Source organism: Methylobacterium sp. J-070 (genome assembly GCF_022829385.1).
Lineage (GTDB): Bacteria > Pseudomonadota > Alphaproteobacteria > Rhizobiales > Beijerinckiaceae > Methylobacterium.
In genome coordinates this window covers 253,484-266,887 of sequence record NZ_JAKSXX010000290.1, presented here as the reverse complement: position 1 = coordinate 266,887, position 13,404 = coordinate 253,484, and the positions used below count along the sequence as shown (strand labels likewise).

The 13,404-nt window shown below is 70.8% G+C and carries 11 protein-coding genes; 4 read left to right on the top strand and 7 right to left on the bottom strand.

Features of this window, described 5'->3' with window-relative positions:
• Positions 1 to 120 precede the first annotated feature (120 nt).
• Positions 121 to 840, bottom strand: a complete 720-nt coding sequence (gene recO / locus MKL01_RS33290) for a DNA repair protein RecO (RefSeq protein WP_243909433.1) — start codon at positions 838 to 840, stop codon at positions 121 to 123.
• A gap of 152 nt (positions 841 to 992) precedes the next feature.
• On the opposite strand from recO, the gene MKL01_RS33285 reads away from it, so the two are divergent.
• Positions 993 to 1,469: a hypothetical protein gene (locus MKL01_RS33285; RefSeq protein ID WP_243909432.1), complete on the top strand. Its 477-nt coding sequence runs from the start codon at positions 993 to 995 to the stop codon at positions 1,467 to 1,469.
• Between the two features lie 19 nt (positions 1,470 to 1,488).
• Positions 1,489 to 2,181 carry a gamma-glutamylcyclotransferase gene (locus tag MKL01_RS33280; RefSeq protein WP_243909431.1) on the top strand — a complete coding sequence of 231 codons (693 nt, stop codon included), beginning with the start codon at positions 1,489 to 1,491 and terminating at the stop codon, positions 2,179 to 2,181.
• Positions 2,182 to 2,312: 131 nt separating this feature from the next.
• On the opposite strand, the gene MKL01_RS33275 is transcribed toward MKL01_RS33280, so the two are convergent.
• Positions 2,313 to 2,456 (bottom strand): hypothetical protein, encoded by a 144-nt coding sequence (locus tag MKL01_RS33275; RefSeq protein ID WP_243909430.1) that lies wholly within the window; start codon positions 2,454 to 2,456, stop codon positions 2,313 to 2,315.
• Between the two features lie 175 nt (positions 2,457 to 2,631).
• Here MKL01_RS33275 and MKL01_RS33270 point away from each other — a divergent pair, with 175 nt between their 5' ends.
• Positions 2,632 to 3,255 carry a hypothetical protein gene (locus tag MKL01_RS33270; protein WP_243909429.1) on the top strand — a complete coding sequence of 208 codons (624 nt, stop codon included), beginning with the start codon at positions 2,632 to 2,634 and terminating at the stop codon, positions 3,253 to 3,255.
• Between the two features lie 211 nt (positions 3,256 to 3,466).
• Here the strand turns inward: MKL01_RS33270 and dnaE are convergent, their stop codons facing one another.
• Complete coding sequence (dnaE, locus tag MKL01_RS33265; protein ID WP_243909428.1) at positions 3,467 to 6,985, bottom strand: DNA polymerase III subunit alpha; 3,519 nt, start codon at positions 6,983 to 6,985, stop codon at positions 3,467 to 3,469.
• Between the two features lie 502 nt (positions 6,986 to 7,487).
• Here dnaE and MKL01_RS33260 point away from each other — a divergent pair.
• Positions 7,488 to 8,813: a glycosyltransferase gene (locus MKL01_RS33260; RefSeq protein WP_243909427.1), complete on the top strand. Its 1,326-nt coding sequence runs from the start codon at positions 7,488 to 7,490 to the stop codon at positions 8,811 to 8,813.
• Positions 8,814 to 9,001: 188 nt separating this feature from the next.
• Here the strand turns inward: MKL01_RS33260 and MKL01_RS33255 are convergent, their stop codons facing one another.
• From MKL01_RS33255 to proS, 4 genes are all read right to left on the bottom strand, one after another.
• Entirely contained in the window at positions 9,002 to 9,262 is a 261-nt protein-coding gene (locus MKL01_RS33255) for a hypothetical protein (protein ID WP_243909426.1), read from the bottom strand.
• Positions 9,263 to 9,638: 376 nt separating this feature from the next.
• Positions 9,639 to 10,352 (bottom strand): ABC transporter ATP-binding protein, encoded by a 714-nt coding sequence (locus MKL01_RS33250; protein ID WP_243909425.1) that lies wholly within the window; start codon positions 10,350 to 10,352, stop codon positions 9,639 to 9,641.
• 11 nt (positions 10,353 to 10,363) lie between these two features.
• A complete protein-coding gene (locus MKL01_RS33245) occupies positions 10,364 to 11,662 on the bottom strand; it encodes a lipoprotein-releasing ABC transporter permease subunit (RefSeq protein ID WP_243909424.1) in 1,299 nt (432 codons plus the stop codon).
• A gap of 9 nt (positions 11,663 to 11,671) precedes the next feature.
• A complete protein-coding gene (gene proS / locus MKL01_RS33240; RefSeq protein ID WP_243909423.1) occupies positions 11,672 to 12,997 on the bottom strand; it encodes a proline--tRNA ligase in 1,326 nt (441 codons plus the stop codon).
• Between the last annotated feature and the right edge of the window lie 407 nt (positions 12,998 to 13,404).

Here is a 13,404-nt window from a genome sequence, read left to right as displayed (position 1 = left end):
AGACCGGAATCCAGAGCCGCCGACGCCGCAACTCTGTGCACGGACGGGGATTCTGGAGTCCGGTCTCGCCTGCGCCGCCCCGGAACGACGACCGCGGGCCGACAGAACATAACACGAACATTATCCGGCCTCGCGGCCGAGCGCAACGAATCGCGCCCGCTCCTCGGGGGGGCCGAGACCGCGCGGGCCCCAGACGTGCCGGTCGAGGAAGTACCCCGTCAAGGTAAACCCTTGGGCAACGCCGTCGGGGCCCGGGGATCCGCCCGCGTGCAGGAAGGTCGGCAGCGCCAGCAGGCGCGCCCGAAACGGCTCGCCCGCCGAGGCGCTTACCGCCCGCCCGCTCTTCGGGGAGACGTAGGCCAGGGCATCGTTTCCTCCGGTGGCCGCGCAGGCGGTCAGATCGAGGCCGAAACCGAGTTCGGCCAGGATGGCCAGCTCGAACCGCACCATCAGGGGGGGTGCGATCGCCGGGTCGTCGAGGTGCTCGACCAGGATCCCGGCTGCTGCGTAGAGCGCCGGATGCGGGTCGCGTTCGGGGAGAAGCCGCAACAGGGCCGCCAGGTGACCGATGCCGTAGAGCGCGAGGCTCGACGCGATCAGCCGGGAGACCTGCGACTCGAGGGGCTCCACCGCGAAGGACCCGAGACCCTCGTCGAGGCGCGCCCGCCATGTCAGCCGCACGCGGTTGCCGGGCTGCAGCACCGGCTGCATCCGGCGCGAGCGCCCGCCATGCACGAGCCCGAGGTGGCGCCCGTGATCCGCCGTCATCGCCTCCAGGATGACGCCGGTCTCCCCATGCCGGCGCAGGCCCAGAACGATCCCCTCATCCGTCCACTGCATCGGCGATAGATAAGCCTTCCGGGGCCAACTTGGCAGCGCCTCCACGCTCTGGAAAAGATTCCTGATTTGTGGCGCAATTGCCCGCCGGGACGCGGCGAGTCGGCACCATCGGCCCGCCTCGATCCGGCCGGGGCGTCGGAGGCGCGCGTTCGATGGCAGCGTGTTCAGTCGAGAGGCCGCGGTCCGGCAGGGCAGCCGCCGCGAGGGGTCGACGCGGGCCCGGCGAAGCGCCGAGCCGGTGCGGCCTCGTCGTCGCCCTGGTGCTGGCCGCCACCGCGGCGCCGGCCGCCCCGCGGACGGCGAAGCCCGATCCTGCGGATGCGCCCTCCCCCGCCCTCAAGGAGCGGATCGCCGCGCTGGCCCTGAAACAGGTGGCGTTCGGCTCGGTCTCGCTGCTCCCGGTGCGGTTCGAGGGCAGCCGGCTCGCCGGCCCGATCGAGGATGGGGGCCGGACGATCTACTGCGTATCGAGCCGGATGAGCGGCCGGACCTTCGGCAAGCCCGAGCGGCCGAAGGCGGCGATGCGCTACCACGCCGACCGCTTGGAGGTGATCGACGACGACGAGGTCTGCACCGGGCATCGCAGCCAGCCGTTCCCCGAGCTGGACGCGATGGGCAACAAGCCGTGAGGCCCCGGCGTTGAGGGGCATGCCCGCTCCGCCGCGCACCCTCGACCTCAGCCTCGACCTCATCGCCCGCGCCCATGCGCTGCCCGTGCCCGACGATCCGGGCGCCCTCGACGTGCTGAGTGACGCGGAGCTGCGCCCGGGGCTGGAGAGGATCGTCGCGGGGCGCGAGGGCAGCGACCTCTGGGTCTTCGCCTACGGCTCCCTGATGTGGCGACCGGAATTCGAGGTCGCGGAGCGCCGGCTCGGGACCGTGCGCGGCTTCCACCGGCGCTTCTGCCTGCTCCAGCGCCGCTTCCGCGGGACGCCCGAGCGGCCGGGCTTCGTCCTGGCGCTCGACCGCGGCGGCCTCTGCCGGGGCGTGGCGTTCCGCCTGCCCGGGATGGAGATCCGCGAGGCGCTGATGCCGCTCTGGCGGCGGGAGATGCGCGGCCGGGGCTACGTCGCCCGCTGGCTGCCGGTTGCCACCGAGGCCGGCACCGTCTCGGCGCTGACCTTCCTGGTCAACCGCGCCAGCGACCGCTACGCCGGCCGCCTGTCGGATGCCGAGATCGCCGAGAAGATCGCCACCGCCTGCGGGCATGCAGGGCCCAGCGCCGAATATCTGTTCCGGACCGTCGAGGCGTGCGAGCGGCTCGGCATCCGCGACCGTCATCTCTGGAGCCTGCAGGCGCTGGTGGCGGCGCGGCTCAGGGCCTGCGCGCCGGAGGCGTGATCGCGTCTCCCGTCGACGACTCCGGCACCATCGTCCTCGCGACCGCTGCGACGCCGTCCAGGGTGGCGTCACGCTCGCGATGACGGCGCGGTCTGCAGAGCGCCGGGGCGTCCGCCGGAGACGGATGCGGCTCAGGCCCAGGCGCGCTTCATCACCAGGGCGACGCGCCCGCCCGTATGCTCCGCATCCGGGTTGCGCGGCTCCCGGATGCCGGGGGCGCGGCCGGTGGTGAGGTAGACCACCAGGGTGAGGACGAGCAGGATCTTCGTGCGCATCGCGACGCTCAAGCTTGAGCATCGGTGCATAGGATCGATCGGTTTTTACGGAGTTGCTGCAACGCACACGGGTGCCGCCGCAGGTGAGTTCCCGTGAACAGGGTGAAGGAAGGGTTACGGCGGCGCCCCGATCGTCTATGTCGCCGGCCCGGGATCTCCACAGGCGGAGGATACGATGCGGCTTCGGGTCGGCGTGGGCTTGGCGATCGTGATCATCGCCGCCGCGGCCCTCCTCGCGGGACCGCTGAGCCGCGGCGACCGGCTGTCCGACATCCTCACCGGGCGGGCGCCGCTGCTGCCCGGCGGAAGCCGGGTTCCGGGCGGCAGCGCGGACCTCACCGGCACCGCCGAGCTGGGGACGGATCGGAGGCCGGCGACCCTGCACGTCGCCTGCGATCCGGGCGGCACCGGTCTGTCCGCGGCGCTGACCGTGCCGCGCTTCGCCGAGCTGGCGCCGCGCTTCGACTTCGCCGGGCTCGCAGGCTCCGCCAGCGAGACTCCGCTCACCGGTATCCTGGTGGCGAGTGCCGGCAGCGTGCGCTCGGTGCGCATGCCGGTCCAGGGCGCGGCGACCGGGGCGGAGTCCGGTTTCACCCTCACGGTGACGGGCGCCCGCCGGGGCGAGGATCCCCTGCGCGGGGTCGCCCTGACCCTCACCCAGCCCGGCACCAAGCTCACCTGGACGCAGGCGAGCCCGCGCGCGGGCGACCCGGCCCTGACGGCGACGTTTACAGTGGCGGAGGGCGATGCCTCCGCGCTGAAGGCGGCGCTCGGCGGGTGCTTGGCTACGCCGTTCTGACCGCGCTGCCGGGTAGATCCGTCGCCGTGGGGGGCGGGATCGATCTGGGCTCCGGCGTCTTCGCCGCCGTGCCCCCGGGGCGGTCCGAGACCCCGATCCCCCACACCACCCGGGAGGGTGCCGGCGTGCGGCCGGCGGTTCAGGCTCCCTCATACCTCGCGGAGGCGGCGGTGCCCGCGCTGGCGAAAGGCCGATCGAGCATCGCCCCTCCCTAGCTCACCTCCACCTGCACCACCCCCGGCACGGTCCGGAGCTGGCCGGCGAGCGTCGGCGTCGCCTGGAACTTGCCCGGCAGCCGGATCTCGACCTCGCGGCTGCCGCCGTCGAGCTTGAGGATCAGCGACACCTCGCTCTCGCCGCGCATCGACAGCCGCTGCTGCACCGGCGCGACCCCGCGCGGGTCGCTCAGATGGATGCGGATCCCCTTCTGGTGGCGGGCCACCGCGTGATCGAGGGGTTCCGCGGTGAGGATGCGGGCGCGCACGTCCTCGCCCTCCAGGTTCGCCTGGAGCTGGAGCACCAGGGGGCGGCCGGGCTCCAGGATGTCGCGGTACTGGCCGAGCCCCTCGGAGAAGATGATCGCCTCGAAATGGGCGGTCCGGTCCGAGAGGGTGACGATGCCCATCTTGTTGCCGGTCTTGGTGCGGCGCTCCGCCCGGTCCAGCACCGAGGCCGCCACCCGGCCGACGCTCGAGGTCCCGGCCCGCACCGCCCGGCAGAAATCCGCCCAGCTCTGCACCCGCAGCTTGTCGAGCAGGTCGCCGTACTCGTCGAGCGGATGGCCCGAGACGAAGAAGCCGATCGCCGCGTATTCGCGCTTGAGCGTGTCGGCCATCGGCCAGATCTCGTGGGGCGGGATCCGCAGGAACACGTCGTCCGCCACCACGCCGCCGAACATGTCGGTGACGCCGGCGGTCTCGGCCTCCGCCGCACTGGCGGCGAGCTTCATCATCGGCTCCACCGCCGCGAAGGCCCGCGCCCGGTCGGGCTCGATGCAGTCGAGCGCCCCGGCCTGGACCAGGCTCTCCAGGGTGCGCTTGTTGATCATCCGCGGGTTGAGCCGGCGGGCGAGGCAGGCGAGATCCTTGAACGGCCGGTCGCCCCGGGCCTCCACCAGTGCCCGCACCGCCTCGCGGCCGACGCCCTTGATCGCGGCCAGCGCGTAGAAGATCCTGCCGTCGCGGACCTCGAACACCTCGCCTGAGGTGTTGATCGAGGGCGGCTCGACGGTGATCTTCAGGCGCTGGGCGTCCTGGCGGAATTCGGCGAGCTTGTCGGTGTTGTCGATGTCGAGCGTCATGGCGGCGGCCAGGAACTCGACCGGATGGTTCGCCTTCAGGTAGGCGGTCTGGTAGGTGAGCAGCGCGTAGGCCGCCGCGTGGCTCTTGTTGAAGCCGTAATCGGCGAACTTGGCCAAGAGGTCGAAGATCTCGTTGGCCTTGGCCTTGGTCAGGCCGCGCTCGGTGCTGCCCTTCAGGAACCGGTCGCGCTGCGCATCCATCTCGGCGCGGATCTTCTTGCCCATGGCGCGCCGGAGCATGTCGGCCTCGCCGAGCGAGTAGCCGGCGAGCACCTTGGCGATCTCCATCACCTGTTCCTGGTAGACGATGATCCCGAAGGTCTCCTTCAGCATCGGCTCCAGCTTCGGATCCGGGTACCAGGACGCCTCGTTGCCGGCATCGCGGCCGAGCTTGCGCTCGCAATAGACCGGGATGTTGGCCATCGGGCCCGGCCGGTAGAGCGCCACCAGCGCGATGATGTCCTCGAACCGGTCGGCCTGCATCTCGCACAGCGCCTTGCGCATGCCGGCCGATTCCACCTGGAACACCCCGACCGTCTCGCCGCGGCCCATGGGCTCGTAGGTCTTCCTGTCGTCCAGAGGCAGGGAGGCGAGGTCGATCGCGATGCCCCGCTTCGCGAGCAGATCCGTGCAGCACCGCAGCATGGTGAGGGTCTTGAGGCCCAGGAAGTCGAACTTCACCAGCCCGGCCTGCTCGACCCACTTCATGTTGAACTGGGTCACCCGCATGCCGGTCTTCGGATCCCGGTAGAGCGGGACCAGCTCCTCCAGGGGCCGGTCGCCGATCACCACGCCGGCGGCGTGGGTCGAGGCGTGGCGGTGCAGGCCCTCAAGCTTCTTGGAGATGTCGATGAGCCGGCCGACGATCGGCTCCTCCTCCATGGCCTGCTGGAGCTTCGGCTCGCCCTCGATCGCCTGGGCCAGCGTCACGGGGTTTGCCGGGTTCTGCGGCACCAGCTTGGTCAGCTTGTCGACCTGCCCGTAGGGCATCTCCAGGACGCGGCCGACGTCGCGCAGCACGCCGCGGGCGAGCAGCGTGCCGAAGGTGATGATCTGGCCGACCTGCTCCTCGCCGTAGCGGCTCTGCACGTAGCGGATCACCCGCTCGCGGCCCTCGACGCAGAAATCGATGTCGAAATCCGGCATCGAGACGCGCTCGGGATTGAGGAAGCGCTCGAACAGCAGGCCGAAGCGCAGCGGGTCGAGGTCGGTGATGAGCAGCGACCACGCCACCAGCGAGCCCGCGCCCGAACCGCGGCCCGGACCCACCGGAATGTCGTGGTCCTTGGCCCACTTGATGAAGTCCGAGACGATCAGGAAGTAGCCCGGGAACTTCATCGACACGATGACGTCGAGCTCGAAGGCGAGGCGCTTGCGGTAATCGTCCTCGGAGAAGCCCGGCGCCGTGCCGTGCTGCTTCAGGCGCAGCTCCAGCCCGGCCTCCGCCTGCCGGCGCAGCTCCGTCGGCTCGTCGGCGGAGACCGCCTGCACGCCCGTCTCGGCGGCTTCCGCCAGCGCCTTCGCCATGGGCGGGCTCTCGCCCGCCGCCACCGCGCCGAAATTCGGCAGGATCGGCTTGCGGGTCCGCGCCCGGACGGCGCAGCGCATGGCGATCTCGACGGTGGCCTGGAGCGCGTCCGGCAGGTCGCGGAACAGCTCGCCCATCTCGGCGCGGGTCTTGAAGGCGTGGGCCGGCGTCAGCCGGCGGCGGCGCTCGTCGGAGACGATCCGCCCCTCCGCGATGGCGAGCAGCGCGTCGTGCGCGTCGTAATCGTCGGGCTTGGCGAAGTAGGGCTCGTTGGTCGCCACGATCCCGAGACCGTGCCGTCCGGCGACGTCGAGGAGCGCGGTCTCGATCCGCCGTTCCTCCGGCAGTCCGTGCCGCTGCAACTCGACGTAGAGCCGGTCCTCGCCGAAGGCCTCCTTGAGCCGCTTCAGGCGGGCGAGCGCCAGTTCGGGGCGGCCGGTCCGGAAAGCGGCGTCGAGAGGCCCCCCCGTCCCGCCCGTGAGCGCGATCAGTCCGTCCGAGGAGCCGGCGAGCGCCGCCGCGTCGAGACGGGGGGCTTCGCCGAGCGCCGTGTCGAAATAGGCGCGGCTCGCCAGCCGCAGCAGGTTGGCGTAGCCGGTCTCGTCCTGGGCGAGGAGCACGATCCCGTGGCTTGCCGGGGCCTGCCGCTGGTGCGGGTCGGGCGCCTCGAAGGCCACCGCGAGTTGCACGCCGGCGATCGGCTGCAGGCCTTCGCCCGCCGCCTTCTCGGAGAATTCCAGCGCGCCGAACAGGTTGTTGGTATCGGTGAGCGCCAGGGCCGGCTGCCGGTCCGCCACCGCGGCCTTGATCAGGGAGCCGACTTTGAGCGCCCCTTCGAGCAGGGAATAGGACGAGTGGACATGGAGGTGGACGAATCCGACCTCCTTGAGCTGGCGTGGCATGGCCGACCTTGTTCAGGGGCGTCCAGCATCCCCGCTCGCCGGTTCCAAGTCGACGTGTGCCGGGCCGCCGGACCACGATATCCACCGGTCGTGCCCCGGGAGCACCAGTTCGGCCCTCCCCTGTGGATAATCGGCGGCCGCAGGCCGATCGCCTGTGCATAAGCCCGACGCGGCGGGAACCGGGCGGGCTCGCGCATGAAATCGGCTAACGAACCGGTGCCAAGGCTATGGCCCAGGCGCCCACCGCCGCGAACAGCATCCCGAACGCCATGAATTCCGCCAGCCCGGTCAGGACCAATCGCTTCAGCATCGCCGTGGCTCCCGTGTCACGGGTCCAGTATGTTCATGTTTTGTTCTGATGGAAGCGAAATCGGCGGCGCGGCGGTAACGCCTCATATTTATAGTTAAAAGTATCTTGATGCGGATGGGTCGGGCTGGCATGCCCCGGCCCCAGGAAGACCACGTCATCTGACCGGGGGGTTCGAAGGAGCAGGCCATTCCCGTGCACCAGACGGCCGAGCGGTTCGACGTTGCCCTCGTGGCCGTCGGCACACACGGCGACGTCCTGCCGTTCATCGCGCTGGGTCACGAACTCATGAAGCGCGGTCACGGCGTCTCGCTGGCTGCGCCGGCGCCGTTCGAGGCGATGGCGCGTCGCAGCGGGCTCGCGTTCCAGCCCCTCGGCACGGTAGCCGATTACGAGGCGGTGATCCGTCAGCCGGACCTCTGGCATCCGCAGCAGGGTTTCCGGCCCATGTTCGACTATGCCCTGCAGGTGGCGGAACCCACCTGCCTGTGGCTCGGGGCGACCCGGGCGCGGGGGGTGAAGCTGCTGGTGGTCGCTTCGCCGCTGAGCTGGGGGGCTCGGCTCGCCCAGGATCTCTACGACCTCCCGACCGCGACCCTGCACGTGATGCCGTTCCTGATCGAGAGCCGGTACGATCCGCCCCGGCTGCCGGGACTGGCGCTGCCGCGCTTCCTGCCGGCTTCGCTCCGCGCCTTCGTCAATCGCGGCGTCGACACGGTGGCGGTCGGCCCGTTCACGCTGCCGCCGCTGAACGCCCTGCGCGCCCGACTCGGCCTCGATCCGGTCGCCCGGCTGCGGCACTGGTGGAACAGCCCGACGCGCATGCTCCTCATGTTCCCCGACTGGTACGCGGCGCCGCAGCCCGACTGGCCGACCCAGGCGGTGCAACTCGGGTTTCCGCTGGTCGACCGCTTCGGCGACGTGCCGGCGATGCCGCCCGCCCTGGACGCCTTCCTGGCCGCGGGCGACGCGCCGATCGTGTTCACCTACGGCTCGGCCATGCGCCACGGCGCGCCCTTCTTCGTCACCGCCGTGGAGATGTGCCGGCGCATGGGCCGCCGCGGCGTCCTGCTGGCCCCTCAGGGCGGCCAGATCCCGAGCCCGCTGCCCGCCGGTCTCATCCACCTGCCCTACGCGCCCTTGAGCACGCTGCTGCCGCGCAGCGCCGCCCTGGTCCATCACGGCGGCGTCGGGACGGTGGCGCAGGCCCTGGCGGCGGGCGTCCCGCAACTCGTCGTCCCGGTGGCGTTCGACCATTTCGACGAGGGGCGGCGCCTCAAGGACCGGGATCTCGGCGCGACCTTGAGCCGGCGCGCCTTCCGGCCCGCCCGGGCGGCGCGCGTCCTGAACCGGCTGCTCGGCGATCCCGCGGTGGCGCGCGCCTGCGCGGCGGCCCGGGTGCGGATGGCGCGGAGCCGCGACGCGATCACGGATGCCTGCGATCAGGTGGAGGCGCTGGCCGCCGCGCGCCCCGCAGCGGCCAGCCCGGATCTCCGGACCGGAGCCGCACCCCGCCGCTGACCGATCGGGCTGCGGTGCCGGCAGGGCCGGCGCTCCGGCTTCGACCGGTCGAAGCCGGAGCCCGCCCCCGGACCTACCGAGCCAGCAGGAGGGTCGCCGAGCCGACCAGGGTCGTGAGGAGACCGATCACGAATGCGCCGATCATGACGTAGGAGACGGGCTTGAGCGGCATCCGCTACGGCGCCGGATCAGCAACGGTATCCGCCGGCCGTCTGCCCGTACTGCTTGATCGGACGGGTCTGCTGGTCGGCATTGCCCTCTGCGGCCGAGCTCATCGGGCAGCCCGCGTAGAAGGGGCCGTCGTGGACGCCGAGGCCCAGCGCGCCCGTGGTCTCGACCGGGTCGGTTGCGAAGCCGGTCCAGCGCGCGCCGTCGAACGCCAGGGCGGACGAGAGCGGTGCGACACCGAGGACGAGGGCGGTGATGGCGGCGGCGATACGGTTCTTCATGGTGGTGCTCCAGGTTTTTCGCAGCACATGCCGAATGTTCGGCGCTGTTTCGTCTTGCGTGATTGCAATATAGACAGCGAAGGTCTTCCGCGCCGTGACGCGCCGCACGCAGCGCCATGGATTAAACATCGCGCCGTCTCGGGTCTGTCGCGCAGCCGATCGGTTGGCTCCGATGGCGCTCCGATTCTGGTCGGAGGCGACGACGAGCCCCGCGACGCGCGGGCGAACGCCCGGGATGACCCGACGTGCGGGATCCGGCGGACTGCAGGTTCACCGGGTCGCCCGCGGTGCCCAGCGCCGTGGTGGCGGCTCTGCGCCGCGTGAAGTCCGGTTCGGCGGATGTGAGCCAGTCCAACCCGAGACGGTGAGCCGTCGCTCAGTCGAGCGGCGTGATCAGCCCGTCGCGGATCGTCACCCGGCGGTCCATGCGCGCGGCGAGGTCGAGGTTGTGGGTCGCCACCAGGGCCGCGAGGCCCGAGGCCCGCACCAGCGCCATCAGCACCGAGAAGACGTGGCCCGCCGTCCCCGGGTCGAGGTTGCCGGTGGGCTCGTCGGCGAGCAGGAGCCGCGGGCCGTTGGCCACCGCCCGGGCGATGGCGACGCGCTGCTGCTCGCCCCCCGACAGCTCGGCCGGGCGGTGCAGAAGCCGCGCCTTGAGGCCGAGGAAGCTCAGGAGCTCGGCGGCCCGGCTCTTGGCTTCCGGACTCTTCAGGCCGCGGATGAGCTGCGGCATCACCACGTTCTCCAGGGCGGAGAATTCCGGCAGGAGATGGTGGAACTGATAGACGAAGCCCATCTCCTCCCGCCTGAGGCGCGTGCGCTCGGGATCCGCCATCGCGGCGGTGGGCTGGCCGCCGATGTAGATCTCACCCCCGTCCGGCCGCTCCAGGAGCCCGGCGAGGTGCAGCAGGGTCGACTTGCCGGCGCCCGAGGGCGCCACCAGCGCCACCAGCTCCCCGGGCCAGATGGCCAGGTCGGCGCCGCGCAGGATCTCCAGGGCGCCCTCCGCCTGGGCGTAGCGCCGCTCGACGCGGGAAAAGAACAGGGCCGGCACCGGCGCGTCGCCGGCTCTCTGGCTTGAATCGCTCATGGGGCGGCCCGTCAGCCGTAGCGCAGGGCCTGCACCGGATCGAGCCGGGCGGCGCGCCAGGAGGGATAGAGCGTCGCCGCGAGCGACAGCAGCAGCGTGGTGATCACCACCGCGGTGATCTCCCTCGGGTTCATCTGGGCCGGGATCTCGGCGAGGAAGCGGACGGTCGGGTCCCAGGCACCCGGAAACAGCACGTGCTGGATCGGCTTGATGTTCAGGGTGATCAGGACGCCGAGCGCCAACCCGCCGAGGGTTCCGACGACGCCGATCAGCGCACCGTTGATCAGGAACACCCGCATGATCGTGCCGGGCGTCGCCCCCATGGTCCGCAGGATCGCGATGTCGCTGGACTTGTCGCGCACCAGCAGGATCAGCCCCGAGACGATGTTGAGCGTCGCCACCACGACGATCAGGCTCAGGATCAGGAACATCACGTTGCGCTCGACCTCCAGCGCCCCGAAGAAGGTCCGGTTGCGCTGGCGCCAGTCGGTGAGCAGGATCGGGCGCTCGGCCGCCATCTCCAGCGGCTCGCGCATGTCGCCGACATGGTCGGGATCGTCGACGTAGATCTCGATCATGCTGACGTCGCCGTCCTTGTTGAAGAAGGCCTGCGCCTCGGCGAGCGGCATGAACACGAAGGTCTGGTCGAACTCGGTCATGCCGACCTCGAACACCGCCTTGACCGTGTAGCTCTTGGTCCGGGGCGCCGTCCCGAACGGGGTCGACGAGCCCTTGGGCGTCACCAGCGTGATGGTGTCGCCGGCCTGAAGGCCCAACGTGTCGGCGAGCCGCCGGCCGATCAGCACGCCGGTGCCGTCGTCGAAGCCCTCCAGGGTGCCGCCGCGGATCGACGACGACACCGCCGCCAGCGCGTCGAGATCCGCCGCCCGCACGCCGCGGATGATCACCCCCGAGCCGCCGTACTGCGACGACGCGAAGGCCTGCCCCTCCACCAGCGGCACCGCGGCGCGCACCCCCGCGACCTTGGACAGGCGCTCGGACAGGTCGGTCCAGTCGTTGAACGGCCGATCGATCGGCGTGGCGAACAGGTGGCCGTTGATGCCCACGATCTTGGACAGCAATTCCGCCCGGAAGCCGTTCATCACCGACAGCACGATGATCAGGGTGGCGACGCCGAGGGCGATGCCGAGGACCGAGAAGAACGCCACCACCGAGACGCCGCCGCCCCGGCGGCGGGCGCGCAGGTAGCGGCCGGCGAGGATCCACTCGAACGGCGCGAAGGGCGCGGTGCCCGCCCGGAACGACGCCGCGAAGCTCCTCATCCGGTCGATCGCCGCGGATCCCGCCATGATCGGGTCTCAGACGCGCCGGATTCGCGCCAGCAGGTCGACGACCGCGAGACTCTCGCGCTCGCCCCCGGCGCGCCGCTTCAGCTCGACCTTGCCCTCGGCCAGTCCCTTCGGGCCGACGATCACCTGCCAGGGCAGGCCGATCAGGTCGGCGGTGGCGAACTTGGCGCCGGGCCGCTCGTCCCGGTCGTCGTAGAGGACCGACAGGCCGGCGGTCTCCAGGTCGGACTGGATCTGCGCGCAGGCGGCATCGGTGCCGGCATCGCCGACCTTGAGGTTGATCAGCGCCACGTCGAAGGGCGCCACCGAATCCGGCCAGATGATCCCGGCCTCGTCGTGGCTCGCCTCGATGATCGCCGCGACCAGCCGGCTCGGGCCGATGCCGTAGGAGCCCATATGGACCGGACGCTCGATCCCGTCCGGCCCGGCGACCTTGGCGCCCATCGGCTCGGAATATTTCGTGCCGAAATAGAAGATGTGCCCGACCTCGATGCCGCGGGCGGCGAGGCGGTTCTCCTCGGGCACCTCCGCGAAGGCCTCCGGCTCGTGCATCTCCTCGGTGGCCGCGTAGTGGGAGGTCCAGGCGTCGACGATGCCCTGGAGGGCGGCGACGTCGTCGAAATCCACGGTCTCGGGCGGGGTCTGGAAATCCAGATAGGCCTTGTCGCAGAACACCTCGCTCTCGCCGGTCTTGGCCAGGATGATGAACTCGTGGGACAGGTCGCCGCCGATCGGGCCGGTATCGGCCCGCATCGGGATCGCCTTGAGGCCGAGCCCCGCGAAGGTTCTGAGATACGCCACGAACATGCGGTTGTAGGCGTGGCGCGCCCCGGCCTGGTCGAAATCGAACGAGTAGGCGTCCTTCATCAGGAACTCGCGCGAGCGCATCGTGCCGAAGCGCGGCCGGACCTCGTCGCGGAACTTCCACGAGATCTGGTAGAGGTTCTTCGGCAGGTCCTTGTAGGAGCGCACGCTCGCGCGGAAGATCTCGGTGACCATCTCCTCGGCGGTGGGGCCGTAGAGCATCTCGCGCTCGTGCCGGTCCTTCAGGCGCAGCATCTCCTTGCCGTAGGCGTCGTAGCGGCCGGATTCCCGCCACAGCTCGGCGGATTGCACCGTCGGCATCAGGATCTCGATGGCGCCGGCACGGTCCTGCTCCCGGCGGATCACCGCGCAGACGCGCTCCAGCACCCGCAGGCCGAGGGGCAGCCACGCGTAGATGCCGGCGGCCTCCTGGCGGACCAGGCCGGCGCGCAGCATCAGCCGGTGCGAGACGATCTCGGCTTCCTTGGGCGTCTCGCGCAAGGTCGGCATGAAATAGCGGGAGAGACGCATGTCGTCTGGGTCTTGGAAGTGGAAAGGGCCGGGAGGAGCCGCGGCGCGCGGGCACACAACACGCCGGAGACGCAAATTACAAGCACTGCGCGACCACGGACCGGCGTAATCGCCCCTCGCCGGGGGCCGACCACGACGGCCCCGGCCCCGGATACGATCTGCCCATTTGCCGGCAAGAAAGCGCAGTTTTTTCTCTCGGACCCGGTGACAACACGAATTGTTGTTCCTATAAGCGTCCGGCGATGTTTGCGATGCCCGGAAGAGGCGGCGCAAGGTCCGAGTCTCGGGAGGAAAAGCGACCGCCCCGCAGCCAAATGCGAGGGATATATCAAGGTCGAGCCATTGAAGCTTGAAAAGCAAGGCCTCGGGCCTTGCTTTTTTTATTGTCGCGGGCGGTCCGCCGACAT

Excerpts from the sequence above, each read along its gene's own strand:
- MKL01_RS33270 (WP_243909429.1), top strand. The coding sequence starts at position 2,632 with ATGCGGCTTCGGGTCGGCGTGGGCTTGGCGATCGTGATCATCGCCGCC.
- MKL01_RS33250 (WP_243909425.1), bottom strand. The coding sequence starts at position 10,352 with ATGAGCGATTCAAGCCAGAGAGCCGGCGACGCGCCGGTGCCGGCCCTG.
- MKL01_RS33280 (WP_243909431.1), top strand. The coding sequence starts at position 1,489 with ATGCCCGCTCCGCCGCGCACCCTCGACCTCAGCCTCGACCTCATCGCC.
- proS (WP_243909423.1), bottom strand. The coding sequence starts at position 12,997 with ATGCGTCTCTCCCGCTATTTCATGCCGACCTTGCGCGAGACGCCCAAG.
- MKL01_RS33285 (WP_243909432.1), top strand. The coding sequence starts at position 993 with ATGGCAGCGTGTTCAGTCGAGAGGCCGCGGTCCGGCAGGGCAGCCGCC.
- MKL01_RS33255 (WP_243909426.1), bottom strand. The coding sequence starts at position 9,262 with ATGAAGAACCGTATCGCCGCCGCCATCACCGCCCTCGTCCTCGGTGTC.
- MKL01_RS33245 (WP_243909424.1), bottom strand. The coding sequence starts at position 11,662 with ATGGCGGGATCCGCGGCGATCGACCGGATGAGGAGCTTCGCGGCGTCG.
- recO (WP_243909433.1), bottom strand. The coding sequence starts at position 840 with ATGCAGTGGACGGATGAGGGGATCGTTCTGGGCCTGCGCCGGCATGGG.
- dnaE (WP_243909428.1), bottom strand. The coding sequence starts at position 6,985 with ATGCCACGCCAGCTCAAGGAGGTCGGATTCGTCCACCTCCATGTCCAC.
- MKL01_RS33275 (WP_243909430.1), bottom strand. The coding sequence starts at position 2,456 with ATGCGCACGAAGATCCTGCTCGTCCTCACCCTGGTGGTCTACCTCACC.